Below are 22,876 nucleotides of genomic sequence, written 5' to 3'. Positions count from 1 at the left end.
ACCATAATCGCGGCCGCGAAAGATCCCAGGAGCCCGGAGTGAAAGTCACCGTCGTCGGTACCGGTTATGTCGGCCTCGTCACAGGCGCCTGCCTGTCCGAGATGGGCAACCACGTCGTCTGCCTCGATGTCGACGAACGCAAGATCCGCATCCTCAACGAGGGCGGGATCCCGATCCACGAGCCCGGGCTCGAGGAGATCGTGCGCCGCAACGTCGCCGCCGGCCGGCTCCAGTTCACGACCGACATCCCGAGCGCCGTGGCGCACGGCACGCTGCAGTTCATCGGTGTCGGCACGCCGCCCGACGAGGACGGCTCGGCCGACCTGCAGTACGTGCTCGCCGCGGCGCGCAACATCGGCCGCCACATGACCGACCACAAGGTCATCGTCGACAAGAGCACGGTGCCGGTGGGCACCGCCGCCAAGGTGCGCGACGCGGTGCGCGAGGTGCTCGCCGAGCGCGGCGTCGACATCGAGTTCTCGGTCGTCTCCAACCCCGAGTTCCTGAAGGAAGGCGCGGCGGTCGAGGACTGCATGCGCCCGGACCGCATCGTCGTCGGCGCCGACGACGAACGTGCGGTGCTGCTGATGCGCGCGCTGTACACGCCGTTCATGCGCAACCACGACCGCCTGCTGGTGATGGACCTGCCGAGCGCCGAGTTCACCAAGTACGCCGCCAACGCGATGCTGGCCACGCGCATCAGCTTCATGAACGAGCTCTCGCGCCTGGCCGAGAAGGTCGGCGCCGACATCGAGAGCGTGCGCAAGGGCATCGGCAGCGACCCGCGCATCGGCACCCACTTCCTCTACGCCGGCACCGGCTACGGCGGCAGCTGCTTCCCCAAGGACGTGAAGGCGCTGATCCACACCGGGCGCGAGAACGGCATGCGGCTGGAGGTGCTCGAGGCCGTGGAGTCGGTCAACGACCGCCAGAAGCTGGTGCTGGTCGACAAGATCGTCGCGCGCTACGGCGAGGACCTCGCCGGCCGCAGCTTCGCGCTCTGGGGCCTGGCTTTCAAGCCCAACACCGACGACATGCGCGAGGCGCCCAGCCGCGTCATCGTCGAGGCGCTGCTGGCGCGCGGCGCGCGTGTGCGCGCCTACGACCCGGTGGCGATGGACGAGGCGCGCCGCGTGATGGACGGCCTGCAGGGCATCGAGTTCGTCACCACGCAGGCCGAGGCGCTGGCCGGTGCCGACGCGCTGGTCGTCGTCACCGAGTGGAAGGAGTTCCGCAACCCCGACTTCGACGGCATCAAGGCGGCGCTCAAGCAGCCGGTGATCTTCGACGGCCGCAACCTCTACGACCCGGCCTACATGAAGTCGCTCGGTTTCGAGTACCGCGCGATCGGCCGCGCCGGGGCCTGACCCCGGCCGTCGGGCCCGGCGCGGTGCCGGGCCCATGCCGGATCAGCCGGCGGTGCGCCCGTAGGTGTCCTCGAAGCGCACGATGTCGTCCTCTCCGAGGTAGCTGCCGGACTGCACCTCGATGATCTCCAGCGGCAGCTTGCCGGGGTTGCGCAGCCGGTGCGTCTCGCCCAGCGGGATGTAGGTGCTCTGGTTCTCGCTCAGCAGGATGACCTTCTCGCCCACCGTCACCTCGGCGGTGCCGCTGACGACGATCCAGTGCTCGGCGCGGTGGTGGTGCATCTGCAGGCTCAGGGACGCACCCGGCTTGACCATGATGCGCTTGACCTGGTGGCGCGGCCCCGAGTCGATGCTGTCGTACCAGCCCCAGGGGCGGTGCACCTTGCGGTGCAGCGTGTGCTCGCCGCGGCACTGGCTGCCCAGCTGCGACACGATCTGCTTGACCTCCTGGCTGCGTTCGCGGTCGGCCACCAGCACCGCGTCGGGGGTCTCGACGATGACGACGTTGTCCAGGCCGACGGCGCCGACGAGCCGGCTGGTGGCGTGCACCAGCGTGCCGCGGCTGTCGCGCACGATCGCGTCGCCGACGGCGGCGTTGCCGTGTTCGTCCTTGGCCGCGACCTGCCAGACGGCTTCCCAGGCGCCGAGGTCGTTCCAGCCGGCGTCGAGCTCGACCATGCGGATGTCCTGGCCGCTGCCGGGGCACTTCTCCATCACCGCGTAGTCCACCGACTCGGCCGGCACGGTGGCGAACTCGGCCTTGCCTGGGCGCACGAAGCGCTGGTCGGCGCTGCGTGCCGCCCAGGCGGCGCGGCAGGCCGCTGCGATGTCCGGCCGCCAGCGCTCCAGCGCCGCCATCCAGACGCTGGCCTTGAGCACGAACATGCCGGCGTTCCAGAAGTAGCCGCCGTCGGCGAGGTAGCGTGCCGCGGTCCCGGCGTCGGGCTTCTCGACGAACTGCGCGACGACACGCGCGCCGGTGCTGCGTTCGGTTCGGATGTAGCCGTAGCCGGTCTCGGGCCGGTCGGGCGTGATGCCGAGGATGACGATCGCGCCCTGCGCCGCGACCTCGATCGCGCTGCCCATCGCGGCGGCGAAAGCGGCTTCGTCGGCCAGCGTCTGGTCGGCCGGGGTGACGACGAGCACCGGGTCGGCGCCGCCTTCGAGCGCCTGCAGCGCCGCCAGCGTCAGCGCCGGGGCGGTGTTGCGGCCGGTCGGCTCCAGCAGCACGGCCGCCGGATCGAGGCCGAGTTCACGCAGCTGGTCGAGCACCAGGAACCGATGTTCCTCGTTGCCGACGACCAGCGGCGCCGAGGCCTTGATGCCGCCCTGGCCCAGCGCCTGCAGCCGTGCGACCGCCTGCTGGAACAGGCTGGTGGCGCCCGACAGGACGAGGAACTGCTTCGGATAACCGGCGCGCGACAGCGGCCACAGCCGCGTGCCCGAGCCGCCGGCCATGACGACCGGCTGGACGGAGATGCTCATGCTTCGAAACCCCGAGGATTGTTCTGTTGCCAGCGCCAGCTGTCCGCACACATGCGGTCCAGGCCGTGGCGGGCCTCCCAGCCGAGCAGGTCACGGGCGAGCGAGGGGTCTGCGTAGCAGGCCGCCACGTCGCCGGGCCGGCGCGGCACCACCCGATAGGGTATCGCACGGCCGCTGGCGCGAGCGAACGCGGCGACCACTTCGAGCACCGAGTAGCCCCGGCCGGTGCCCAGGTTCACGGTGAACGAGCCCGTCGTCTCCAGCAGCCGGCGCAGCGCCGCGACATGGCCTTCGGCGAGGTCGCAGACGTGGATGTAGTCGCGCACCCCGGTGCCGTCGGGCGTCGGGTAGTCGTCGCCGAAGACCTGCAGCGCCTCGCGCCGGCCGACGGCGACCTGCGTCACGTAGGGCATCAGGTTGTTCGGGATGCCGCGCGGGTCCTCGCCGATGCGCCCGCTCTCGTGCGCGCCGACCGGGTTGAAGTAGCGCAGGCAGGCGGTCTGCCAGGACGGGTCGGCGGCGCCGAGGTCGCGCAGGATCTGCTCGCCGATCAGCTTGGTCTGGCCGTAGGGGTTGGTCGCGGTGAGCCGCGAGTCCTCGCGGATCGGCAGCGACTCGGGATCGCCGTAGACGGTGGCGCTGGAGCTGAAGACGAAGCGCGAACTGCCGTGGCGGCGCATCGCCCGGCAGACGGTCAGCAGGCCGCCGATGTTGTTGGCGTAGTACTCCAGCGGCTTGGCTGTCGACTCGCCGACCGCCTTGAAGGCCGCGAAGTGCACCGTGGCGTCGATGCGGTGGCGGCGGAAGAGGGTGTCCACCGCCTCGGCGTCGCAGACGTCGGCGCGCTCGAAGACTGGCGGCCTGCCGCCGATCTCGTGCAGCCGTTCGAGCACGACCGGCGAGCTGTTGGAGAAGTCGTCGACGCCGACGACGTCGAAGCCCGCGGCCTGCAGGGCCAGCCAGGTGTGCGAGGCGATGTAGCCGGTCGCACCGGTGAGGAGGATGGTTGCCATGGCTTATTGCAGCACGAGTTGCGCCGAGCAACCCAGCACCGTCGCATGGTAGGCGCTGCTCAGGCGCGCGTCGGAGTTGCTGCCGCGGCGCTCCCGGCTGGCGTCGCAGGCCAGCGTCAGGCCGCGCGTGGCCTGCCAGCGGGCGCCCAGGCCGACGTGGCTGCCGCTGTCGCGGCCCTCGGCCACGTCGATGGCCAGCGGCGAGCCGCGCAGCGTGCGCCGGAACAGCAGCACGCGGGCGTCGAGCGCGACCTTGCCGGTCAGCTCGTGCTGCACCTGCAGCCGCAGCGAGTCCGTCGTGCGGCTGAAGACCGAGGTCTGGACCTCGGAGTCCTGCCCCTCGTCGCGCGCCAGGCGCAGGTCCATGCGCGTGCGCCCGCCGGGATCCCACTTCCACACCAGCGCCCCCGACGTGGCGCTGAAGTCGCGATAGTCCAGCACTTCGTGGCGCGTGCGCGCCCGGCTCAGACGCAGATCCAGGCTGCTGCTGCCGCCCGGCGCCCAGCCGATGCTGAAGTCGACGGCGTCGCGGTCGCGGCGGTCCTCGGGGTCGGCCAGCAGGCCGGCGAACAGGTGCGGATACTCGCTGTGCGTGCGCCGCACGCCCAGGCCGAAGCTCGTGCTGCCGCCCGGGCGCCAGCGCAGGCCGGCCAGCGCGTGGCGCTGGCGGTACTCGCGGAAGGCCATCGAGTCGGCCGAGTAGTCGACGGCCTTGACGCCGGCACCGAGCTCGAAGGTCAGCGGCGTGACGCTGCCGAGCCGGGCGACGAAGTCGGCCTGGCGGGAGTTCTCGTAGTTCGCCTGCGAGAGCGCGTCGCCTTCGGCGGTGCGCACGTCCTGGCGCAGCGTGCGCGCCGCCTGGGTGCTCAGTTCGCCCGAGAGCCGGCCCGCGGTTTCCCAGTCCAGCCCCAGGTCCAGCGCGTAGGTGGTGCCGTCGAAGTCGTCGTTGTCGCGATAGCGCGTGGCGCTGACGGTGGCACTGCCGTGCAGCCGCTGGCGGCTGATCGGCTGGTCGATGCCGGCGACCAGCGAGGTGTTCGAGACGGTGTCGCTGCGGCTGCGGCCGTCGGGTGGCGCCTCGCCGTCGCGCGTGCGCAGCAGGTTCGAGTCGTGCGTCAGGCTCTGCGCGACGCCCAGGTAGTACGGGCTGGTCTCGGCGCCGGCCGCGCAGGCGGCGAAGGCGAACGCGAGCGGCAGCAGGCGGTGTGGGGCCATGGTCGTCTCCGGAAGGGTCGGCGGGCGGCTCAGTACGCGTTGCGGTCGAAGAACACCAGCTTCACGGTGCGCGCGATGATCTGCAGGTCCAGCCCCAGCGACCAGTTGCGCAGGTACTCGAGGTCGTACTCGACGCGGGCGCGCATCTTGTCGACGGTGTCGGTCTCGCCGCGGTGGCCGTTGACCTGTGCCCAGCCGGTGATGCCCGGCTTGACCTTGTGGCGCACCATGTAGGCCTTGATGATCTCGCGGTACTGCTCGTTGTGCGCCACCGCATGCGGGCGGGGGCCGACGATGCTCATGCGGCCCTGCAGCACGTTGACGAACTGCGGCAGCTCGTCCAGCGAGGTGCGGCGGATGAAGGCGCCGAAGCGCGTGATGCGCGGGTCGTCCTTGGTCGCCTGCTTGACGACCGGGCCGTTGTCCATCGAGCGCATCGAGCGGAACTTGTAGACCACGATCTCCTCGCCGGCCAGGCCGTTGCGGCGCTGGCGGAAGATCACCGGGCCTGGCGAGCTGAGCTTCACGCCCACGGCCAGCACCGCGAGGATCGGCGAGATCAGCACCAGGATGGCCGAGGCCAGCACGATGTCGCTGACGCGTTTGACCAGCATGTTGGCGCCGGTGAACGGCGTCTCGCAGATGCCGACCACCGGCACGCCGTTCATGTCCATCAGCCGGCCCTGGATGATGCTGATGCCGAACACGTCGGGCACGTAGAACAGCGAGGCCGTCGTGCCCTGCAGCTGTTCGAGCAGCGCGACGATGCGCGGCTGCGAGCCCAGCGGCAGCGTGATGTAGACCTCGTCGACGCGGTGCTCGCGCACGTAGGCGGCGACGTCGGCCAGCCCGCCCAGGCGCTGCGTGGCCGCGTCGGCGTCGATGCGCTCGTCGAAGCGGTCGTCGAAATAGCCCCGGAAGGACAGGCCGATGTCGCCCCGCGCCTGGAACGCGTGCGAGACCTTCACGCCCAGCGGCCCGGCGCCGACGACGATCGCATGGCGCCGGTTCTCGGGCAGCGCGGCGACGCGGCGCGTGAGCTTGCGCCCGCCGTAGAACGCCAGCCACTGCAGCGTCGGCGTCAGGACGGCCCACACCGCCAGGACCCCGGGGTCGAAGAACGACAGGCTGCGCGTCGCGAAGCCGCACAGGGCGAGGATCACCAGCAGGCTGGCCCACGACACGCTGATGTCCACCGCCGCGTTCAGCGGCCGGTCGCCGAAGCGGTTTCGCCCCGGGAAGGTGAGGGCGAACACGAGCAGGCACAGCGTCAGGTCCGCGCGCAGCACCGGCTCGTCGAACCAGGTGGCGGCTGCGAGATAGACCCCGACGGTGAGGGTCGGCTCCAGGAAGGCCGCGACCATCGAGGTCACGGACTGCGGAGCGCTGTAGAAGATGCGTTTGGTGCTTCGGTCTTCGAACATTCGTGGGCCGGAAGGCCTTGCCGTCGAAAAGGGGGCCAGGCGACGGGCACGAAGGCCCAGACCGGCATCTTTTACCCGGCCCGGCCGCCAATACGCGTCGCAAGCTGCAACGGCGCAAGATCGGTGCCGGGTGGCCGCTGCCTACAATGCGACGATGCTGCAAACCCTCAACAGCCTGCTCGCTCCGGCCGTGCTGGAACGGCTGACGCTGGTCATCAACCACGTGCTGTCCAGTGAATCGGTCGCCACCGATCGCCTCAAGCCGCACGCCGGCCGCACGCTCGAGCTGGCGGCCAGCGCCTGGCCGTCGCTGCTGCCGCCCCCGCCGGTGCTCGCCTTCCGCATCACGCCCGCCGGGTTGCTCGAATGGTGCGGCCTGGACCGCCCCGCCTCCTGCGACCTCGCGCTGCGTGTCGATGCCGCCAACCCGGCGCTGCTGCTGGCGCGTTCGCTCGGCGGCGAGCTGCCGCCGGTGGCCATCGACGGCGACGCCCAGCTCGCCGGTGACGTCAACTGGCTGATGCAGAACCTGCGCTGGGACGTCGCTGCCGACCTCGAGCGTTTCTTCGGCCCGGTCGTCGCGCAGCAGCTGCATCGCCTGGGGTCGGCGCTCGCGCACGCGCTGCGGACGGCGGTGCAGGGCCTGGGCCGCGCGCGTCCGCGTTCGCGCTGAACTTCCGTCTCCCGGATCCACGATGCGGCGTGTCGCCCGCCTGATCTTCATCGTCTTCACCGTCCTGCGTTTCGGCCTGGACGAGGTGGCGCTGTCGGCCTTCCGCCAGCCCTGGGTGCGCATGCTGGTGCGCCTGGTCACCGTCGGCCGCCGCCTGGACGAGCCCCGCGGCGTGCGCCTGCGCCGCGCCTTCGAGCGCCTGGGGCCGATCTTCGTGAAGTTCGGCCAGGTGCTGTCCACGCGCCGCGACCTGCTGCCGCTGGACATCGCCGACGAACTGGCCCGGCTGCAGGATCGCGTGCCGCCGTTCCCGCCGGCGGTCGCGCGCTCGCTGGTCGAACGGGCTTTCGGCCGTGGCATCGACGACATCTTCAGCCACTTCGAGACCGACCCGGTGGCCAGCGCGTCGATCGCGCAGGTGCACTTCGCGACGCTCAAGGACGGCCGCGAGGTCGCCGTCAAGGTGCTGCGCCCGGGCATGCTCGACGTCATCGACGACGACCTGACGCTGCTGCACACGCTGGCGCGCTGGGTCGAGCGAGCGTCGGCCGACGGCAAGCGGCTGCGCCCGCGCGAGGTCGTCGCCGAGTTCGACGTCTACCTGCACGACGAGCTGGACCTGGTGCGCGAGGCCAGCAACGCCGCCCAGCTGCGGCGCAACATGGACGGGCTGGAGCTGCTGCTGGTGCCCGAGATGATCTGGGACTACTGCACGTCCTCGGTCATCGTCATGGAGCGCATGTACGGCGTGCCGATCAGCCAGGTCGAACGCCTGCGCGAGGCCGGTGTCGACTTCAAGAAGCTGGCGCGCGACGGTGTCACGATCTTCTTCACCCAGGTCTTCCGCGACGGCTTCTTCCACGCCGACATGCACCCGGGCAACATCCAGGTGAGCCTGGCGAACGAGACCTTCGGCCGCTACATCGCGCTGGACTTCGGGATCATCGGCACGCTGACGGAGACCGACAAGGAGTACCTGGCTTACAACTTCTTGGCTTTCTTCCGCCGCGATTACAAACGCGTGGCCGAGTTGCATGTCGAGAGCGGCTGGGTGCCGGCCAACACGCGGGTCGACGCGCTCGAAGGCGCGATCCGCGCGGTCTGCGAGCCGCATTTCGACCGGCCGCTGAAGGACCTGTCGCTCGGCCAGGTGCTGATGCGGCTGTTCCAGGCCTCGCGCCGTTTCAACGTCGAGATCCAGCCGCAGCTCGTGCTGCTGCAGAAGACGCTGCTCAACATCGAGGGTCTGGGGCGCCAGCTCGATCCGGATCTGGACCTGTGGACCACCGCCAAGCCCTTCCTCGAACGCTGGATGAACGAGCAGATCGGCTGGCGCGGCCTGCTCGACCGGCTGCAGCAGGAGGCACCGCACTACGCGCAGCTCGTGCCGGAGCTGCCGCGCCTGGTGCATGCGGCGCTCAAACGGCCGCCCGATCCGGGGCCTTCTCCGGTGCTGCTGGCGCTGCTGTCCGAGCAGCGGCGCACCAACCGCCTGCTGCAGGCGGTGCTCTGGGCGCTGGTGGGCTTCGTCGTCGGGCTCGTCGTCACGCGCGTCATGCTGCACGCGGCCGGCGGCTGAAGCCGGGCCAGGCCCCGGTGCCGAGACGTTAGAATCAACGCTTTGCTTTTCAAATCAAGGGTTTAGCCATGCCGATCTATGCGTACCGCTGCGCTGCCTGCGGGCACGCCCGGGACGTGCTGCAGAAGATCTCCGATCCTCTGCTGACGGTCTGCCCGGCGTGCGGCGCCGAGGCCTTCCAGAAACAGGTCACGGCCGCGGGTTTCCAGTTGAAGGGCTCGGGCTGGTACGTCACCGACTTCCGCGGTGGCGATGCCGGCAAGACCGCCGCCACCAAGACCGAGAGCGCGCCGGCCGAAGCCGCGGCCAAGCCGGCCGACAAGCCGGCCGAGGCAGCGGCCGCCGCGCCGGCGCCCGCGCCCACCCCCACGCCGACGGCGGGCAGCTGAAGGCGCGCGAAAGCCACCCGTGAAAAAGTATCTCGTCGCCGGCCTGCTGGTCTGGCTGCCGCTGACGGTCACGATCTGGGTCCTCTCGTGGCTGCTGGGCGCGCTCGACGGCGTCTTCGTCAGCCTGCTTTCGGCGACGCAGGTCGTGCTGCCGCAGTCCACGCACCAGACCGTCGAGTTCCTGCGCGGCGTGCCCGGGCTGGGCGTGGCGGTGGTGCTGCTGGTGCTGCTGCTGTCGGGCGTGTTCGCGGCCAACTTCGTCGGCCAGTGGTGGCTGCGCCAGTGGGACGCGCTGATGGCGCGCATCCCGATCGTCAAGTCGATCTACAGCTCGGTCAAGCAGGTCTCGGACACGCTGTTCTCGTCCAGCGGCAACGCCTTTCGCGAGGCGGTGCTGGTGCAGTACCCGCGCCAGGGCTCGTGGACCATCGCCTTCGTCACCGGCAAGCCCGGCGGCGAGGTCGCCGGCCACCTGCCGGGCGACTTCGTCAGCGTCTACGTGCCGACGACCCCCAACCCGACCTCGGGCTTCTTCCTGATGATGCCGCGTGCCGACGTGCACGAGCTGAAGATGAGCGTCGACGAGGCGCTGAAGTACGTGATCTCGATGGGCGTCGTCGCCCCGCCCGGCACCGAGCCGCCCGCGCTGCGAAATTGACGGGGCCGGCCACCGCGGCACGCGGCCGGTCCTGAGGGCTCCCGTTGCGGCCCCGCCCCCGACGCCACCTGATTCCCCGAAGAATTCCCCGAATACCTGGAGTGTCCCGATGAGAACGACCTATTGCGGCCTGGTCAGCGAAACGCTGATGGACCAGACCGTCACGCTGATGGGCTGGGCCCACCGCCGCCGCGACCACGGCGGCGTGATCTTCATCGACCTGCGCGACCGCGAAGGCCTGGTGCAGATCGTCTGCGATCCCGACCGCCCCGAGATGTTCGCGGCCGCCGAGGGCGTGCGCAACGAGTTCTGCCTGAAGATCGTCGGCAAGGTGCGCGCGCGTCCGGCCGGCACCGAGAACACCAACCTCACCAGCGGCAAGATCGAGGTCCTGGCCTACGAGCTGGAAGTGCTGAACCCCAGCGTCACGCCGCCGTTCCAGCTCGACGACGACAACCTGTCGGAGACCGTGCGCCTGACGCACCGCGTGCTGGACCTGCGCCGCCCGACGATGCAGAAGAACCTGATGCTGCGCTACCGCGTCGCGATGGAGGTGCGCAAGTACCTCGACGAGCAGGGCTTCGTCGACATCGAGACGCCGATGCTGACCAAGAGCACGCCCGAAGGCGCGCGCGACTACCTTGTGCCCAGCCGCGTGCACGACGGCATGTTCTTCGCGCTGCCGCAGTCGCCCCAGCTCTTCAAGCAGTTGCTGATGGTCGCGGGCTTCGACCGCTACTACCAGATCACCAAGTGCTTCCGCGACGAGGACCTGCGCGCCGACCGCCAGCCCGAGTTCACGCAGATCGACATCGAGACCTCGTTCCTGGATGAGGCCGAGATCCGCGCGATCACCGAAGGCATGGTGCGCACCGTGTTCCGCAAGGCGCTGGGCATCGAGCTGCCGGTCTACGGCGAGCTGACCTACGCCGAGGCGATGCACCGCTACGGCTCGGACAAGCCCGACCTGCGCGTCAAGCTCGAGTTCACCGAGCTCACCGACGTGATGAAGACCGTCGACTTCAAGGTCTTCGCCGGCCCGGCGACGATGAAGGGCGGCCGCGTCGCGGCGCTGCGCATTCCCGGTGGCGGCGAGATGAGCCGCAGCGAGATCGACGCCTACACCGAGTTCGTCAAGATCTACGGTGCCAAGGGTCTCGCGTGGATCAAGGTCAACGACGCCGGCAAGGGCCGCGACGGCCTGCAGAGCCCGGTCGTCAAGAACCTGCACGACGCCGCGATCGCCGAGATCCTGGCGCGCACCGGCGCCTGCAACGGCGACCTGATCTTCTTCGGCGCCGACAAGGCCAAGGTCGTCAACGACGCCCTGGGCGCGCTGCGCGTGAAGATCGGCCACAGCGAGTTCGGCCGCAACCACGGCCTGTTCGAGGACAAGTGGGCGCCGCTGTGGGTCGTCGACTTCCCGATGTTCGAGCACGACGAGGACGCCGGCCGCTGGAACGCCGTGCACCACCCGTTCACCGCGCCCAAGGACGGCCACGAGGACCTGATGGACACCGACCCCGGTGCCTGCATCGCCAAGGCCTACGACATGGTGCTCAACGGCTGGGAACTCGGCGGCGGCTCGGTGCGTATCCACCGCGCCGAGGTGCAGAGCAAGGTCTTCAAGGCGCTGAACATCAGCGCCGAGGACGCCAAGGTGAAGTTCGGCTTCCTGCTCGACGCGCTGCAGTACGGCGCGCCGCCGCACGGCGGCCTGGCCTTCGGCCTGGACCGCCTGGTCACGCTGATGACCAAGGCCGAGTCGATCCGCGATGTCATCGCTTTCCCGAAGACCCAGCGCGCCCAGTGCCTGCTGACCGGCGCGCCGAGCAACGTCGACGAAGCCCAGCTGCGCGAGCTGCACATCCGTCTGCGCAACCCGGCGCAGGCCTGAGGCCTCGCGTCTCCAGCGAAAAGGCGGCCCTCGGGCCGCCTTTTTTCATGCTGGCGCCCTTCAGCGCGTGCCGTCGCAGCGCACGCAGACCTTCAGCCCCTCGGGCAGCCGGATGCGGATGAACTCGGTGTCGTCCGAGGCCAGCGTACGGCCGCCGCCGTAGGGGAAGTTGTTGTCGTTGATGACCAGCAGCGTGCGCGCGTCCAGCGGCAGCACGTCCTCGATCGTCGTGTACGGCAGCGAGAAGGTCGTGCTGCCGTCGCGGTTCAGGTCGTCGGGGTCGGCGATGGCCATCAGGTCGACGAGCTCGGTCTTCTTCACCGTGCCGCCGGCCTCGACGCCCTCGATGTCGATCAGGTAGAGCTTCTTGAACGGCGTGCCGCTGGTGGCGGTCGAGCCGTTGCGTTCGATGACGATGAAGCGGTGATCGTCGACCGCGGTCATGTCGCCGATCGCGGTGCCTTGCGCGTCCAGCGGATAGACGTAACGCACGCCGGTCCAGCGGCGGCTGGCGAGGTCGAACTCGTTGATGCGCAGCGTCTTGTCGGCGTCGCCCGTGACCGTCTTCTCCAGCAGCGCGTAGAGCTTCTTGCCGTCGTGCGACAGCGCCATGCCCTCGAAGCCGCCGGAGCCGCCGAGGTTGGCCGTCGCCTGGCCGGCCAGCACCTCGGGGTTCTGCGGCGAATAGACGCCCGGCAGCGGGATCGGCGCGCCCAGCAAGCGGCCGCGGGCGTCGGTCTCGAGCAAAAACGGCCCGAACTCGTCGCCGAACCAGTAGTGCCCGTCGGCCGTGCGGCGCACGGACTCGATGTCGAAGTCGGCGCCGGTCAGCAGCCGGCCGGCGCGGATGGCGGGGTCGACCGCCGGGTTGGTGTCGACGCCGTAGTAGTGCTCCAGGTCGGCCTGGATCGTCCAGCCGACCTTGTTGTCGGGGTCGCGCAGCGTGATGCGGGTCGTGGCGTCGAAGGCCTTGACCGGACGGCCGCTCCACCAGTCGGCCGGGTGCACGATGCCGCGACCGCCGCGCGCGGTGCGCCATTCGGGGCGCACCGTGTAGACGCGCAGCAGCGTGTCGGCCGAGTTGGTCTGCGCGCCGAAGCCGTTGTCGGTCATGACGCGCAAGCTGCCGGCCGCCGGCCCCGGCAGCACCGCCGAGAAGCCCTGCACCGGCTGGCCGGCGAAGGGCGGCAGGTTGGTGCCGTAGGGGTTGGGCGAGGCGAACTGGCCCGAGACCGGGCCGTCGGCGAAGGTGGCGGCGGGCAGCAGGGCCCAGCCGGTCAGCGTCTGCGCCTGGGTGGCGGGGGCGAAGGCGGCGGCCAGCGTGGTGATCGCGGCGGCCAGCAGGGTCTGGTTCATCGGTCCTCCTGGTGGGGCGTCCGCCGGAGGGCGGCTCGCGGCGCGATGCTGGTGGCCTGCCGTGACGCGCCGGTGTCGCCGCCGTGAAGCCCTCCGGCCGAGCCGCCGGCACCCGCGGGAGCGCTGGCTATACTGCTTCGCCCCCGGCGGCGCGCCGCCGTCCGGCGCGGCCCGAGGACGCCCGCAGATGACCACCCCCCCAGACCCCGCCGTGCACGACCACGAGGCCGGCCCGCGCGACGCCGCGACGCAGGACAGCACGCGCACCGACGACACCCGCATCGCTGCCGTGCGCGCGCTGGTCTCGCCGGCCGTGCTGCTCGACGAGCTGCCGGCCACCGACGCCGTGCAGACCGTCGTCGATGCCGCCCGCCGCGCGATCGGCGACGTGCTGCACGGCCGCGACGACCGCCTCGTCGCGGTCGTCGGCCCGTGTTCGATCCACGACTACGAGGCCGCGATGGAGTACGCGCGCCGTCTCGTGCCGCTTGCCGACGAGCTGGCCGGCGAGATCGTGATGGTGATGCGCGTCTACTTCGAGAAGCCGCGCACCACGGTGGGCTGGAAGGGTTTCGTCAACGACCCGCGCCTGGACGGCAGCTTCCGCATCAACGAAGGTCTGCGCCGCGCGCGCGAGCTGCTGCTGGACGTCAGCGCGCTGGGCCTGCCGGCGGCCACCGAGTTCCTGGACCTGCTGTCGCCGCAGTACCTGGCCGACCTGATCGCCTGGGGCGCCATCGGCGCACGCACCACCGAGAGCCAGAGCCACCGCCAGCTCGCCAGCGGGCTGTCCTGCCCGGTGGGCTTCAAGAACGGCACCGACGGCGGCGTGCAGGTCGCGGCCGACGCGCTGATGGCCGCCAGCGCGCCGCACAGCTTCATGGGCATGACCAAGATGGGCGTGGCGGCGATCTTCGAGACCCGCGGCAACCCCGACGGCCACGTCATCCTGCGCGGCGGCAAGGTGCCCAACTTCGACGCCGACGCCGTGCAGGCCGCCTGCGCCGTGCTGCGCCGCGCCGGGCTGCGCGAGCAGGTGATGGTCGACTGCTCGCACGCCAACTCGGCCAAGCAGCCGCGCCGGCAGATCGAGGTCGCCGCCGACGTCGGCCGCCAGATCGTCGGCGGCGACCACCGCATCGTCGGCGTGATGGTCGAGAGCCATCTGCACGAAGGCCGCCAGGACCAGGCGCCGGGCAGCCCGCTGGCCCACGGCGTGTCGATCACCGACGCCTGCCTGGGCTGGGACGACACCGTGCCGCTGCTGCGCGGCCTCGCCGAGGCCGTGCGCGCGCGTCGCGCACGATGACGCGGCCGCCCAAGATCCCGGTGTCGGTGCTGGTGGTCATCCACCGGCTCGACGGCCAGGTGCTGCTGATCGAGCGCGCCCAGCCGGCCGGGTTCTGGCAGAGCGTCACCGGCTCGATCGACTTCGAGGGCGAGCCGCTGGCGGCCGCGGCGCGGCGCGAGGTCGCCGAGGAGACCGGCATCACCGGCGGCGAGCTGGTCGACTGGCAGCTGTCCAACGTCTACGAGATCTACCCGGTGTGGCGCCACCGCTATGCGCCGGGCGTGACGCACAACACCGAGCACGTCTTCGGCCTCACCGTGCCGGCGGGCACGCCGGTGGCCCTGAACCCGCGCGAGCACCGCGCCGCGTGCTGGCTGCCGTGGCGCGAAGCCGCCGACCGCTGCTTCTCGCCCAGCAACGCCGAAGCCATACTCCAACTGCCCCGTTTCGTGACTCTCGCGTGAACCGGCTGAACCCGCTGCAGTCGACGCTGATGCCTCCGGCCACCGGGCTGGAGGCCTTGCGCGTGGCGACCTACAACATCCACAAGGGCGTGCGCGGCGTCGGCCGCGGCAAGCGTCTGGAGATCCACAACCTGGGGCTGGCGGTCGAGTCCTTCGACGCCGACATGGTCTTCCTGCAGGAAGTGCGGCTGTTCAACACGCGTGAATCGCGTCACTTCCAGCGCACCTGGTTCGGCTGGCCGGAGCAGGGCCAGGCCGACTTCCTCGCCCCCGAGGGCTACGACGTCGCCTACCGCACCAACGCCGTCACGCGCCACGGCGAACACGGCAACGCGCTGCTGTCGCGCTGGCCGATCGGCGACATCGGCCACCACGACGTCAGCGACCACCGTTTCGAGCAGCGTGGCCTGCTGCACGTGCCGGTGCAGTGGCAGGGCGTGACGGTGCATGCCGTCGTCGCCCACCTGGGCCTCGTGCACGCCAGCCGGCTGCGCCAGGTCGCGCGGCTGGCCGAGTTCATCGACGCGGCCGTGCCGCCGGGCGAGATGCTGATCGTCGCCGGCGACTTCAACGACTGGAACGAACGCCTGGACTCGCCGATGGCCACCATCGGCCTGGAGCGTGCGGTCGCGCCCCGGTCCACGCGCCAGCAGCGCCTGACCTTCCCGTCGCTGGCGCCGGTGTTCGCGCTCGACCGCTTCTACCTGCGCGGCCTGCGCTGCGTCTCGACGATGGTGCCGCGCGGCATGGCCTGGGCGCGCATGTCCGACCACCTGCCGCTGGTCGCGGAACTGGAGCCGGCCTGATGCCGGTGCCGCTGGACGATCCCTCGGCCTGGGCCTGGTCGGGGGTGCCCCGGCCACGCTTCGTCGGCGGCAACGACGTGCGCCTGCTGCAGGGCGGGGACGAACTCTTTCCGCACATGGTCGCGGCGATCGACGCCGCGCGCGAGGAAGTCTGGCTGGCGACCTACATCTTCCATTGCGACGCGGCCGCGCGCGAGGTCGCTGCCGCGCTGTCGGCGGCCGCCGGCCGGGGGGTCGAGGTGCATGTCGTCGTCGACGGCTTCGGCTCGCTGCAGACCATGGCGACGCTGCGCGAGTGGCTGCTGCCCGGCGGCGTGCGGCTGGAGGTCTTCCGTCCGCTGGACCGCTGGTGGGCCTGGCTGCAGCCGGGGCAGCTGCGTCGCCTGCACCAGAAGCTGTGCGTCGTCGACGCCGAGGTCGCCTACGTCGGCGGCATCAACGTGATCGACGACCGCCACGACCTGCACCACGGCTGGGGCGACGCGCCGCGGCTGGACTACGCCGTCGAGCTGCGCGGCCCGATCGCCCGGCAGGTGCGCGACACCGCGCGTGCGATGTGGGCCCGTGCCCACCTCGGCCACTTCTGGGGCGAGGAGCTGCGTGCGCTGGCGCGCAGCGCGGCGCCGGTCGAGCAGACGGTGCAGCTGCTGCGCCAGCTGCGTGCGCGGCCGCAGCCGGTGAGCGGCGACGACGGCGGCGAGCCGGTGCGTGCGGCCTTCGTCGTGCGCGACAACCTGCGCCAGCGCCGCGCCATCGAACGCAGCTATGTCGAGGCGATCCGCGGCGCGCGCGAGCGCGTGGACATCGCGGTGCCCTACTTCTACCCCGGCCAGACCTTCCGCCGCGCGCTGCGCCGCGCCGCCGCGCGCGGCGTGCGTGTGCGCCTGCTGCTGCAGGGCAAGATCGACTACCGCATCGCCGCGCTGGCCGCACGTGCGCTCTACGACGAGCTGCGCGCCCACGGCGTGCGCATCTACGAGTACACGCCGGCCTTCCTGCACGCCAAGGTGGCCGTCGTCGACGACGACTGGGCGACGGTGGGCAGCTCCAACATCGACCCGCTGTCGCTGCTCCTGAACCTGGAGGCCAATGTCGTCGTGCGCGACCCGCTGTTCGCGCGTGCGCTGGCCGACCGGCTGGACACCGCCATCGACGCTTCGCACGAGGTCGTGAGCCAGCCCGCCGGGCGCGGCTGGCGCGCCTGGCTGCACCGCGGGTTCGTCGCCTGGTGCGCCGGCGTCTACCTGCGGCTGGCCGGCATCGGCGGGCGCTACTGAAGGCGTCGCCGCAGCGACACGGGCGCCCCGGCGCCAGCGCCTGCCTCAATGGAAGCACGCGGCGAAGTGTTTAGCATCGCCCGCACCCCACAGGAGGACTCTGCGATGACCCGATTCCCGTCCGTCCGTCTCGCCGTCGCCGCCGCCGCGCTGCTCGCCTTCGGCGCCTCGGCCCAGGCCAAGACCCTGGTCTACTGCTCCGAAGGTTCGCCCGAGAACTTCACCCCGGCGCTCAACACCACCGGCACCAGCTTCGACGCCGCGCGCCCGGTCTACGACCGGCTGACGCACTTCGTGCGCGGCAGCACCGAGGTCGAGCCCGGCCTGGCCGAGAGCTGGACGGTGTCGCCCGACGCCAAGGTCTTCACCTTCAAGCTGCGCAAGGGCGTCAAGTTCCACGCCGGCGTCAACGGCTTCACGCCGACACGCGAGTTCAACGCCGACGACGTGCTGTTCTCGTTCGAGCGCCAGTGGAAGGCCGATCACCCCTACGCCAAGGTCTCGGGCGGCAAGTACGACTACTTCGCCGACATGGGCCTGGCACAGGACCTCCAGGCGCTGGAGAAGCTCGATTCGCACACGGTGCGCATGACGCTCAAGCGCCCGAACGTCACGATGCTGGCCAACCTGGCGATGGACTTCGCTGCGGTCCACTCGGCCGAGTACGCCGACTTCCTCGCCCGGTCCAACCGCAAGGAGCAGTTCGACCAGGTGCCGGTGGGCACCGGGCCGTTCAGCTTCGTCGCATACCAGAAGGACGCGGTGATCCGCTACAAGGCGAATCCGGCCTACTGGGGTGCCGAGAAGGCGAGGGTCGACAGCCTGGTGTTCGCGATCACGCCCGACCCGACGGCGCGCTACAGCAAGCTCAAGGCCGGCGAATGCCATTTCGTCATCGCGCCGCGGCCGGCCGACCTGCCCGAGATGCAGAAGGACCCGAAGCTGCAGGTCATCAGCAAGCCGGGCCTGAACATCGCCTACTGGGCCTTCAACCACCAGAAGCCGCCGTTCGACAAGAAGGACGTGCGCCTGGCCTTCAACATGGCGATCGACAAGGCGGCGATCATCCGCGACGTCTACCTCGGCGCCGGCCAGCCGGCCAAGAACCTGATCCCGCCGACGCTCTGGGCCTACGACGACAAGATCAAGCCGATCGCCTACGACCCGGCCAAGGCCCGCGAACTGCTGGCCAAGGCGGGCGTGAAGACGCCGCTGGAGATCGACCTCTGGTACATGCCGGTGCAGCGGCCTTACAACCCGAACTCCAAGCGCATCGCCGAGATGATGCAGGCCGACCTGGCCAAGATCGGCGTCAACGCCAAGCTCGTCACCTTCGAGTGGGGCGAGTACCGCAAGCGCATGCAGCAGGGCGAGCACATGACCGGCATGCTGGGCTGGACCGGCGACAACGGCGACCCCGACAACTTCTTCTTCCTGCACGGCTGCGACGCCGCGCGCGCCGGCGGCCAGAACCTCAGCAAGTGGTGCAACAAGGACTTCGACGACCGCCTGGAGAAGGCGCGCACGATGGCCGACCAGAAGGCGCGCCTGAAGCTCTACCAGGAGATGCAGGCCATCGAGGCCGCCGAGGTGCCCGACATGAAGATCGCGCACTCGGTGGTCTACGAGGTGATGCGCAAGGAGGTCACGGGCTTCAAGCAGAGCCCGTTCGGCTCGCACGAGTTCACCGGCGTCGGTTTGAAGTGATGTCCCACTGAGCCTTGCCGGCCCCCTCTCCCGCTGGCGCGGGAGAGGGGGAAAGGCCCCCGCAGTCCCCCATGTTCCGCTTCCTCCTGCGCCGCCTGGCGCTGACGCTGCCGACCTTCGTCGCGCTGATGTTCGTGACCTTCGTCGCGATCCGCCTGGTGCCGGGCGATCCGGTCGAGGTGCGGGTCGGCGAGCGCGGCATCAGCCCCGAGCGGCTGGCGATGTTCCGCCACGAGCTGGGCCTGGACCAGCCGGTCTGGAAGCAGTTCCTCGACTACTGCGGCCAGCTGCTGCAGGGCGACTTCGGCACCTCGCTGGCGACCAACCAGAAGGTGCTGACCGAGTTCGCGGCGCTGTTCCCGGCGACGCTGGAACTGGCCGCCGCCGGCATGCTGCTGGCGGTGCTGCTGGGCATCCCGGCCGGCACCATCGCCGCGGCGCGCCGCGGCAGCGTCTACGACCAGGTGCTGATGGGCCTGTCGGTGACCGGCTACTCGATGCCGATCTTCTGGTGGGGCCTGCTGCTGATCATGTTCGTCGCCGAGCGCTGGGGGCTGACCCCGGTGTCCGGCCGCATCGACCTGATCCAGTTCTACTTCGAGCCGGTGACCGGCTTCATGGTCATCGACGCCTGGCTCTCGGGCCAGGCGGGCGCGGTGAAGGACGCGCTGCACCACCTGGTGCTGCCGGCCATCGTGCTCGGCACCATCCCGCTGGCGGTCATCGCGCGCATGACACGCTCGGCGATGCTGGAGGTGCTGGGCGAGGACTACGTGCGCACCGCACGCGCCAAGGGCCTGCCGCCGTGGCGTGTCGTCGGCCTGCACGCCTTGCGCAACGCGATGATCCCGGTGGTGACCATCGTCGGCCTGCAGGTCGGCACGCTGATGGCCGGCGCGGTGCTGACCGAGACGATCTTCTCCTGGCCGGGGGTCGGCAAGTGGCTGATCGAGTCGATCTCGCGCCGCGACTACCCGGCGCTGCAGGGCGGCGTGATGCTGATCTCGGCGGTCGTCATCGGCGTCAACCTGCTCGTCGACCTGGCCTACGGGCTGCTGAACCCGAGGATCCGGCATGGCTGAGGCTGCCGTCGCTGCCGCTCCAGTCGGCGAGCTGTCGCCGCTGCGCGCCTTCTGGGCCGCGTTCCGCGAGAACCGCGGCGCGGTGGCGGGCCTGGTCGTCGTCGCCTTCGTCGTGCTGCTGGCGCTGGGTGCGGACTTCATCGCGCCGTACTCGCCGACCGAGCAGTTCCGCGAGGCGGTGCGGATGCCGCCGATGTGGGCCGACGGCGGCAGCGCGCAGTTCGTGCTGGGCACCGACAGCCTGGGCCGCGACATGCTCAGCCGCCTGATCCACGGCGCGCGCGTGTCGCTGTTCATCGGCATCGCGGTGATGGGCGTGTCCTTCGTGCTCGGCGTGCTGCTGGGCCTGGCCTGCGTGTCCTTCAAGGGGCCGCTGGGGCTGGCGGTGGACACCGCGGTGACGCGGCTGATGGACCTGATCATGGCCGTGCCCAGCCTGGTGCTGGCGATCCTGGTCGTCGCGGTGCTCGGGCCCAACCTGGTCAACACCATCGTCGCGGTGACCATCGTCTACCTGCCGCGCTACGTGCGCCTGGTGCGCGCCTCGGCGCTGGCCGAGCTCGGCAAGGACTACGTCGTCGCCGCGCGCGTGGCCGGTGTCGGCCCGGTGCGGCTGATGTTCCGCACGGTGCTGCCCAACTGCCTGTCGCCGCTGATCGTGCAGGCGGCACTCGGCGTCAGCGACGCCATCCTCGAAGCCGCCGCGCTGGGCTTCCTCGGCCTGGGCGCGCAGCCGCCGACCGCCGAGTGGGGCACGATGCTCGCCGACGCGCGCGAGTTCATCCGCTCCGACCCCTGGATGGTCACGCTGCCCGGTCTGGCGATCCTCGTCACCGTGGTCTCGATCAACCTGATGGGCGACGGGCTGCGCGACGCGCTCGATCCGAAGATGAGGCGGTCGTGAACGGCGGCGCTCTTTTCGTGGAACACGTGCGCCGGCATCCAGCGTTGGCGCGCCGGGCGGCGTTCCACTGTCGTGTGCAGGCGGAGCGGGCGGCAGCCGCCGGGGGTGACTGGAGGCGGCGAGCAGCGCAGGCTTCGCGGTCGGCGCGCGTCAGCGCGCATCGTGATCTGACTCGCGGCCGACTGTTTGAGCGGAGCTCACGCAGTGAGCGCAGCGAGTTGGGCCGCGCGACCGCGAAGCCGAGCAGCGCAGCGCAGTCGGCCCGCAGGGCCGACCGCCGAGGCGGAACCCCCGGCGGCTGCCGCCCGCTCCGCCCGCCGCAAGGCTCGCGAACGCTGCCGAACCAAATCTCATGAGCCTCCTCGACATCCGCAACCTGCGCGTGCGCTTCGCCACGCGCCACGGCGCCTTCACCGCCGTCGACGGCATCGACCTCGTCGTCGAGCGCGACGAGGTGCTGGCCGTGGTCGGCGAGTCGGGCTCGGGCAAGTCGGTGGCGATGCTGGCCGTGATGGGCCTGCTGCCGTGGACGGCCACCGTCACCGCCGACCGCATGGCCTTCGACGGCCAGGATCTGCGCACGCTCGGCGCCAGGCAGCGCCGCGCACTCGTCGGCCGCGACGTGGCGATGGTGTTCCAGGAGCCGATGTCCTCGCTGAACCCGTGTTTCACGGTCGGCTGGCAGGTCGGCGAGGCGCTGGCCACGCACCTCGGGCTGGACCGCGCGGCGCGCAAGCGGCGCGTCGTCGAGCTGCTCGAGCAGGTCGGCATCCCCGACGCCGCGCGCCGCGCCACGGCCTTTCCGCACCAGCTGTCGGGCGGCATGTGCCAGCGCGTGATGATCGCGATGGCGCTGGCCTGCCAGCCGCGGCTGCTGATCGCCGACGAGCCGACGACCGCGCTGGACGTGACGATCCAGGCGCAGATCCTGGACCTGCTGCTGGCGCTGCAGCGCGACACCGGCATGGCGCTGGTGCTGATCACGCACGACCTGGGCGTCGTCGCCGAGACCGCGGACCGCGTCGTCGTGCAGTACGCCGGGCGCCAGGTCGAGGCCGCGCCGGTCGACGCGCTGTTCGCCGATCCGCACCACCCCTACACCGCGGCGCTGCTGGCGGCACTGCCCGAGCGCGCCGCCGCCGGCCAGCGCCTGGCGGCGATCCCCGGCCTCGTGCCGGGCCAGTTCGACCGCCCCGAGGGCTGCCTGTTCGCGCCGCGCTGCCCGCACGTGCAGCCGCGCTGCGCGACGCCACCGGGCCCTGCGCCCGCCGAACTGGGCCGCGCGCTGTGCCACTTTCCGCTGATCCGGGGAGTGCCGACGTGAGCGCCGTGCTGGTCGCCGAGGACCTGCAGCGCCGCTACGAGGTGCGCCGCGGGCTGTTCGCCAAGCCGGGCGTCGTGCACGCGCTGGCCGGCGTCTCGTTCGCCGTCGAGGCCGGGCGCACGCTGGCCGTGGTCGGCGAGTCCGGCTGCGGCAAGAGCACCCTGGCGCGGGTGCTGACGATGATCGAGCCGCCCTCGGGCGGCCGGCTGCTGGTCGACGGCCAGGACGTCGCCGGCGCCGACGCCGAGCGCCGCCGGGCGCTGCGCCGCGCGGTGCAGATCGTCTTCCAGAACCCCTACGGCTCGCTGAACCCGCGCCAGACGGTGGGCGCCGCGCTGACCGAGCCGCTCGAGGTGCAGGGCGAGGGCGACGCCGCGTCGCGCGAGGCGGCAGCGCGCGAGATGCTTCGCCGCGTCGGCCTGCGCGACGAGCACTACGGCCGCTGGCCGCACATGTTCAGCGGCGGCCAGCGCCAGCGCATCGCGATCGCGCGCGCGCTGATGCTGCGCCCGCGGGTGCTGGTGCTCGACGAGCCGGTCTCGGCGCTCGACGTCTCGGTGCGCGCGCAGGTGCTCAACCTGCTGGCCGACCTGCAGGCCGAGCTCGGCGTGGCCTACGTCTTCATCTCGCACGACCTGGGCGTGGTGCGCCACATGGCCGACGAGGTGATGGTGATGTACCTGGGCCGCGCGGTGGAGCAGGGCGCACGCGAGGCACTGTTCGACGCGCCGCAGCACCCCTACACGCAGGCCCTGCTGTCGGCCACGCCGACCATCGACCCGGCGGCACGCCGCCAGCGCATCGTGCTGGCCGGCGAGCTGCCGTCGCCGCTGTCGCCGCCGGCCGGCTGCGCCTTCCACGCGCGCTGCCCGATCGCCGAGCCGCGCTGCGCCGCCGAACGCCCGGCGCTGGCCGAGGTGGCGGCGCGGCGCGTGGCCTGCTGGGTGCGCGAGGAAGGGCGCTGA

20 protein-coding genes are annotated in these 22,876 nt (G+C 71.1%); 15 read left to right on the top strand and 5 right to left on the bottom strand.

Annotation, left to right across the window (positions count from 1 at the left end):
• The first annotated feature begins 38 nt into the window (after window positions 1–38).
• Complete coding sequence (locus tag EV684_RS15720) at window positions 39–1,367, top strand: UDP-glucose dehydrogenase family protein (RefSeq protein WP_132648237.1); 1,329 nt, start codon at window positions 39–41, stop codon at window positions 1,365–1,367.
• A 42-nt stretch (window positions 1,368–1,409) separates the two neighbouring features.
• Here the strand turns inward: EV684_RS15720 and EV684_RS15715 are convergent, their stop codons facing one another.
• The 4 genes from EV684_RS15715 to EV684_RS15700 are packed head-to-tail and all read right to left on the bottom strand — an operon-like array spanning window position 1,410 to window position 6,504.
• Window positions 1,410–2,852, bottom strand: coding sequence for a mannose-1-phosphate guanylyltransferase/mannose-6-phosphate isomerase (locus EV684_RS15715; RefSeq protein ID WP_132648236.1), 1,443 nt, complete (start codon window positions 2,850–2,852; stop codon window positions 1,410–1,412).
• Window positions 2,849–3,865 carry a UDP-glucose 4-epimerase GalE gene (galE, locus tag EV684_RS15710; protein WP_132648235.1) on the bottom strand — a complete coding sequence of 339 codons (1,017 nt, stop codon included), beginning with the start codon at window positions 3,863–3,865 and terminating at the stop codon, window positions 2,849–2,851. The genes EV684_RS15715 and galE overlap by 4 nt, the downstream gene beginning before the upstream one ends.
• Before the next feature lie 3 nt (window positions 3,866–3,868).
• Window positions 3,869–5,080, bottom strand: coding sequence for a porin family protein (locus EV684_RS15705; protein ID WP_132648234.1), 1,212 nt, complete (start codon window positions 5,078–5,080; stop codon window positions 3,869–3,871).
• A 29-nt stretch (window positions 5,081–5,109) separates the two neighbouring features.
• Window positions 5,110–6,504: an undecaprenyl-phosphate glucose phosphotransferase gene (locus tag EV684_RS15700; protein WP_242478507.1), complete on the bottom strand. Its 1,395-nt coding sequence runs from the start codon at window positions 6,502–6,504 to the stop codon at window positions 5,110–5,112.
• Window positions 6,505–6,658: 154 nt separating this feature from the next.
• Between EV684_RS15700 and EV684_RS15695 the strand changes: the two genes are divergently transcribed.
• The 5 genes from EV684_RS15695 (at window position 6,659) to aspS (ending at window position 11,700) form a co-directional block, all read left to right on the top strand.
• Window positions 6,659–7,177 (top strand): hypothetical protein, encoded by a 519-nt coding sequence (locus EV684_RS15695; RefSeq protein ID WP_132648233.1) that lies wholly within the window; start codon window positions 6,659–6,661, stop codon window positions 7,175–7,177.
• 22 nt (window positions 7,178–7,199) lie between these two features.
• Window positions 7,200–8,756: a ubiquinone biosynthesis regulatory protein kinase UbiB gene (gene ubiB, locus EV684_RS15690; protein WP_132648232.1), complete on the top strand. Its 1,557-nt coding sequence runs from the start codon at window positions 7,200–7,202 to the stop codon at window positions 8,754–8,756.
• Between the two features lie 68 nt (window positions 8,757–8,824).
• Window positions 8,825–9,145 (top strand): FmdB family zinc ribbon protein, encoded by a 321-nt coding sequence (locus EV684_RS15685; RefSeq protein ID WP_132648231.1) that lies wholly within the window; start codon window positions 8,825–8,827, stop codon window positions 9,143–9,145.
• 19 nt (window positions 9,146–9,164) lie between these two features.
• Window positions 9,165–9,803 carry a DUF502 domain-containing protein gene (locus tag EV684_RS15680; RefSeq protein WP_132648230.1) on the top strand — a complete coding sequence of 213 codons (639 nt, stop codon included), beginning with the start codon at window positions 9,165–9,167 and terminating at the stop codon, window positions 9,801–9,803.
• Window positions 9,804–9,912: 109 nt separating this feature from the next.
• Window positions 9,913–11,700: an aspartate--tRNA ligase gene (gene aspS, locus EV684_RS15675; RefSeq protein WP_132648229.1), complete on the top strand. Its 1,788-nt coding sequence runs from the start codon at window positions 9,913–9,915 to the stop codon at window positions 11,698–11,700.
• A gap of 60 nt (window positions 11,701–11,760) precedes the next feature.
• Here aspS and EV684_RS15670 read toward each other — a convergent pair whose 3' ends face one another.
• The gene (locus EV684_RS15670; RefSeq protein ID WP_132648228.1) at window positions 11,761–13,056 is read right to left on the bottom strand and encodes an esterase-like activity of phytase family protein; all 1,296 of its coding nucleotides are present in this window, start codon (window positions 13,054–13,056) and stop codon (window positions 11,761–11,763) included.
• Between the two features lie 187 nt (window positions 13,057–13,243).
• Here EV684_RS15670 and EV684_RS15665 point away from each other — a divergent pair, with 187 nt between their 5' ends.
• From EV684_RS15665 to EV684_RS15625, 9 genes are all read left to right on the top strand, one after another.
• A complete protein-coding gene (locus EV684_RS15665; protein WP_207184436.1) occupies window positions 13,244–14,365 on the top strand; it encodes a 3-deoxy-7-phosphoheptulonate synthase in 1,122 nt (373 codons plus the stop codon).
• Window positions 14,362–14,811: a dihydroneopterin triphosphate diphosphatase gene (gene nudB / locus EV684_RS15660; RefSeq protein ID WP_132648227.1), complete on the top strand. Its 450-nt coding sequence runs from the start codon at window positions 14,362–14,364 to the stop codon at window positions 14,809–14,811. Before EV684_RS15665 ends, nudB begins: the two co-directional genes overlap by 4 nt.
• Complete coding sequence (locus EV684_RS15655; RefSeq protein ID WP_132648226.1) at window positions 14,808–15,617, top strand: endonuclease/exonuclease/phosphatase family protein; 810 nt, start codon at window positions 14,808–14,810, stop codon at window positions 15,615–15,617. Before nudB ends, EV684_RS15655 begins: the two co-directional genes overlap by 4 nt.
• Window positions 15,617–16,894, top strand: coding sequence for a cardiolipin synthase ClsB (gene clsB, locus EV684_RS15650; RefSeq protein ID WP_132648225.1), 1,278 nt, complete (start codon window positions 15,617–15,619; stop codon window positions 16,892–16,894). Before EV684_RS15655 ends, clsB begins: the two co-directional genes overlap by 1 nt.
• A 105-nt stretch (window positions 16,895–16,999) precedes the next feature.
• A complete protein-coding gene (locus tag EV684_RS15645) occupies window positions 17,000–18,601 on the top strand; it encodes an ABC transporter substrate-binding protein (RefSeq protein ID WP_132648224.1) in 1,602 nt (533 codons plus the stop codon).
• A 71-nt stretch (window positions 18,602–18,672) separates the two neighbouring features.
• On the top strand, window positions 18,673–19,683 hold the full coding sequence (locus tag EV684_RS15640; protein WP_132648223.1) for an ABC transporter permease subunit: 1,011 nt from the start codon (window positions 18,673–18,675) through the stop codon (window positions 19,681–19,683).
• The gene (locus EV684_RS15635; RefSeq protein WP_132648222.1) at window positions 19,676–20,587 is read left to right on the top strand and encodes an ABC transporter permease subunit; all 912 of its coding nucleotides are present in this window, start codon (window positions 19,676–19,678) and stop codon (window positions 20,585–20,587) included. The genes EV684_RS15640 and EV684_RS15635 overlap by 8 nt, the downstream gene beginning before the upstream one ends.
• A 352-nt stretch (window positions 20,588–20,939) precedes the next feature.
• Window positions 20,940–21,911, top strand: a complete 972-nt coding sequence (locus EV684_RS15630; RefSeq protein ID WP_132648221.1) for an ABC transporter ATP-binding protein — start codon at window positions 20,940–20,942, stop codon at window positions 21,909–21,911.
• Window positions 21,908–22,876 (top strand): dipeptide ABC transporter ATP-binding protein, encoded by a 969-nt coding sequence (locus EV684_RS15625; protein WP_132648220.1) that lies wholly within the window; start codon window positions 21,908–21,910, stop codon window positions 22,874–22,876. The genes EV684_RS15630 and EV684_RS15625 overlap by 4 nt, the downstream gene beginning before the upstream one ends.

Origin of the sequence: Rubrivivax gelatinosus, from assembly GCF_004340905.1 — a bacterium.
GTDB classification, from domain to species: Bacteria; Pseudomonadota; Gammaproteobacteria; order Burkholderiales; family Burkholderiaceae_C; genus Rubrivivax; species Rubrivivax gelatinosus.
This window is presented reverse-complemented; position numbering and strand designations above follow the sequence as displayed.

What these genes read in the sequence shown, in the direction of transcription:
- ubiB (WP_132648232.1), top strand. Translation starts at nt 7,200, where the DNA reads ATGCGGCGTGTCGCCCGCCTGATCTTCATCGTCTTCACCGTCCTGCGT.
- EV684_RS15700 (WP_242478507.1), bottom strand. Translation starts at nt 6,504, where the DNA reads ATGTTCGAAGACCGAAGCACCAAACGCATCTTCTACAGCGCTCCGCAG.
- EV684_RS15640 (WP_132648223.1), top strand. Translation starts at nt 18,673, where the DNA reads ATGTTCCGCTTCCTCCTGCGCCGCCTGGCGCTGACGCTGCCGACCTTC.
- nudB (WP_132648227.1), top strand. Translation starts at nt 14,362, where the DNA reads ATGACGCGGCCGCCCAAGATCCCGGTGTCGGTGCTGGTGGTCATCCAC.
- EV684_RS15630 (WP_132648221.1), top strand. Translation starts at nt 20,940, where the DNA reads ATGAGCCTCCTCGACATCCGCAACCTGCGCGTGCGCTTCGCCACGCGC.
- galE (WP_132648235.1), bottom strand. Translation starts at nt 3,865, where the DNA reads ATGGCAACCATCCTCCTCACCGGTGCGACCGGCTACATCGCCTCGCAC.
- EV684_RS15715 (WP_132648236.1), bottom strand. Translation starts at nt 2,852, where the DNA reads ATGAGCATCTCCGTCCAGCCGGTCGTCATGGCCGGCGGCTCGGGCACG.
- EV684_RS15635 (WP_132648222.1), top strand. Translation starts at nt 19,676, where the DNA reads ATGGCTGAGGCTGCCGTCGCTGCCGCTCCAGTCGGCGAGCTGTCGCCG.
- EV684_RS15695 (WP_132648233.1), top strand. Translation starts at nt 6,659, where the DNA reads ATGCTGCAAACCCTCAACAGCCTGCTCGCTCCGGCCGTGCTGGAACGG.
- EV684_RS15665 (WP_207184436.1), top strand. Translation starts at nt 13,244, where the DNA reads ATGACCACCCCCCCAGACCCCGCCGTGCACGACCACGAGGCCGGCCCG.
- EV684_RS15670 (WP_132648228.1), bottom strand. Translation starts at nt 13,056, where the DNA reads ATGAACCAGACCCTGCTGGCCGCCGCGATCACCACGCTGGCCGCCGCC.
- EV684_RS15645 (WP_132648224.1), top strand. Translation starts at nt 17,000, where the DNA reads ATGACCCGATTCCCGTCCGTCCGTCTCGCCGTCGCCGCCGCCGCGCTG.
- clsB (WP_132648225.1), top strand. Translation starts at nt 15,617, where the DNA reads ATGCCGGTGCCGCTGGACGATCCCTCGGCCTGGGCCTGGTCGGGGGTG.
- EV684_RS15685 (WP_132648231.1), top strand. Translation starts at nt 8,825, where the DNA reads ATGCCGATCTATGCGTACCGCTGCGCTGCCTGCGGGCACGCCCGGGAC.
- EV684_RS15705 (WP_132648234.1), bottom strand. Translation starts at nt 5,080, where the DNA reads ATGGCCCCACACCGCCTGCTGCCGCTCGCGTTCGCCTTCGCCGCCTGC.
- aspS (WP_132648229.1), top strand. Translation starts at nt 9,913, where the DNA reads ATGAGAACGACCTATTGCGGCCTGGTCAGCGAAACGCTGATGGACCAG.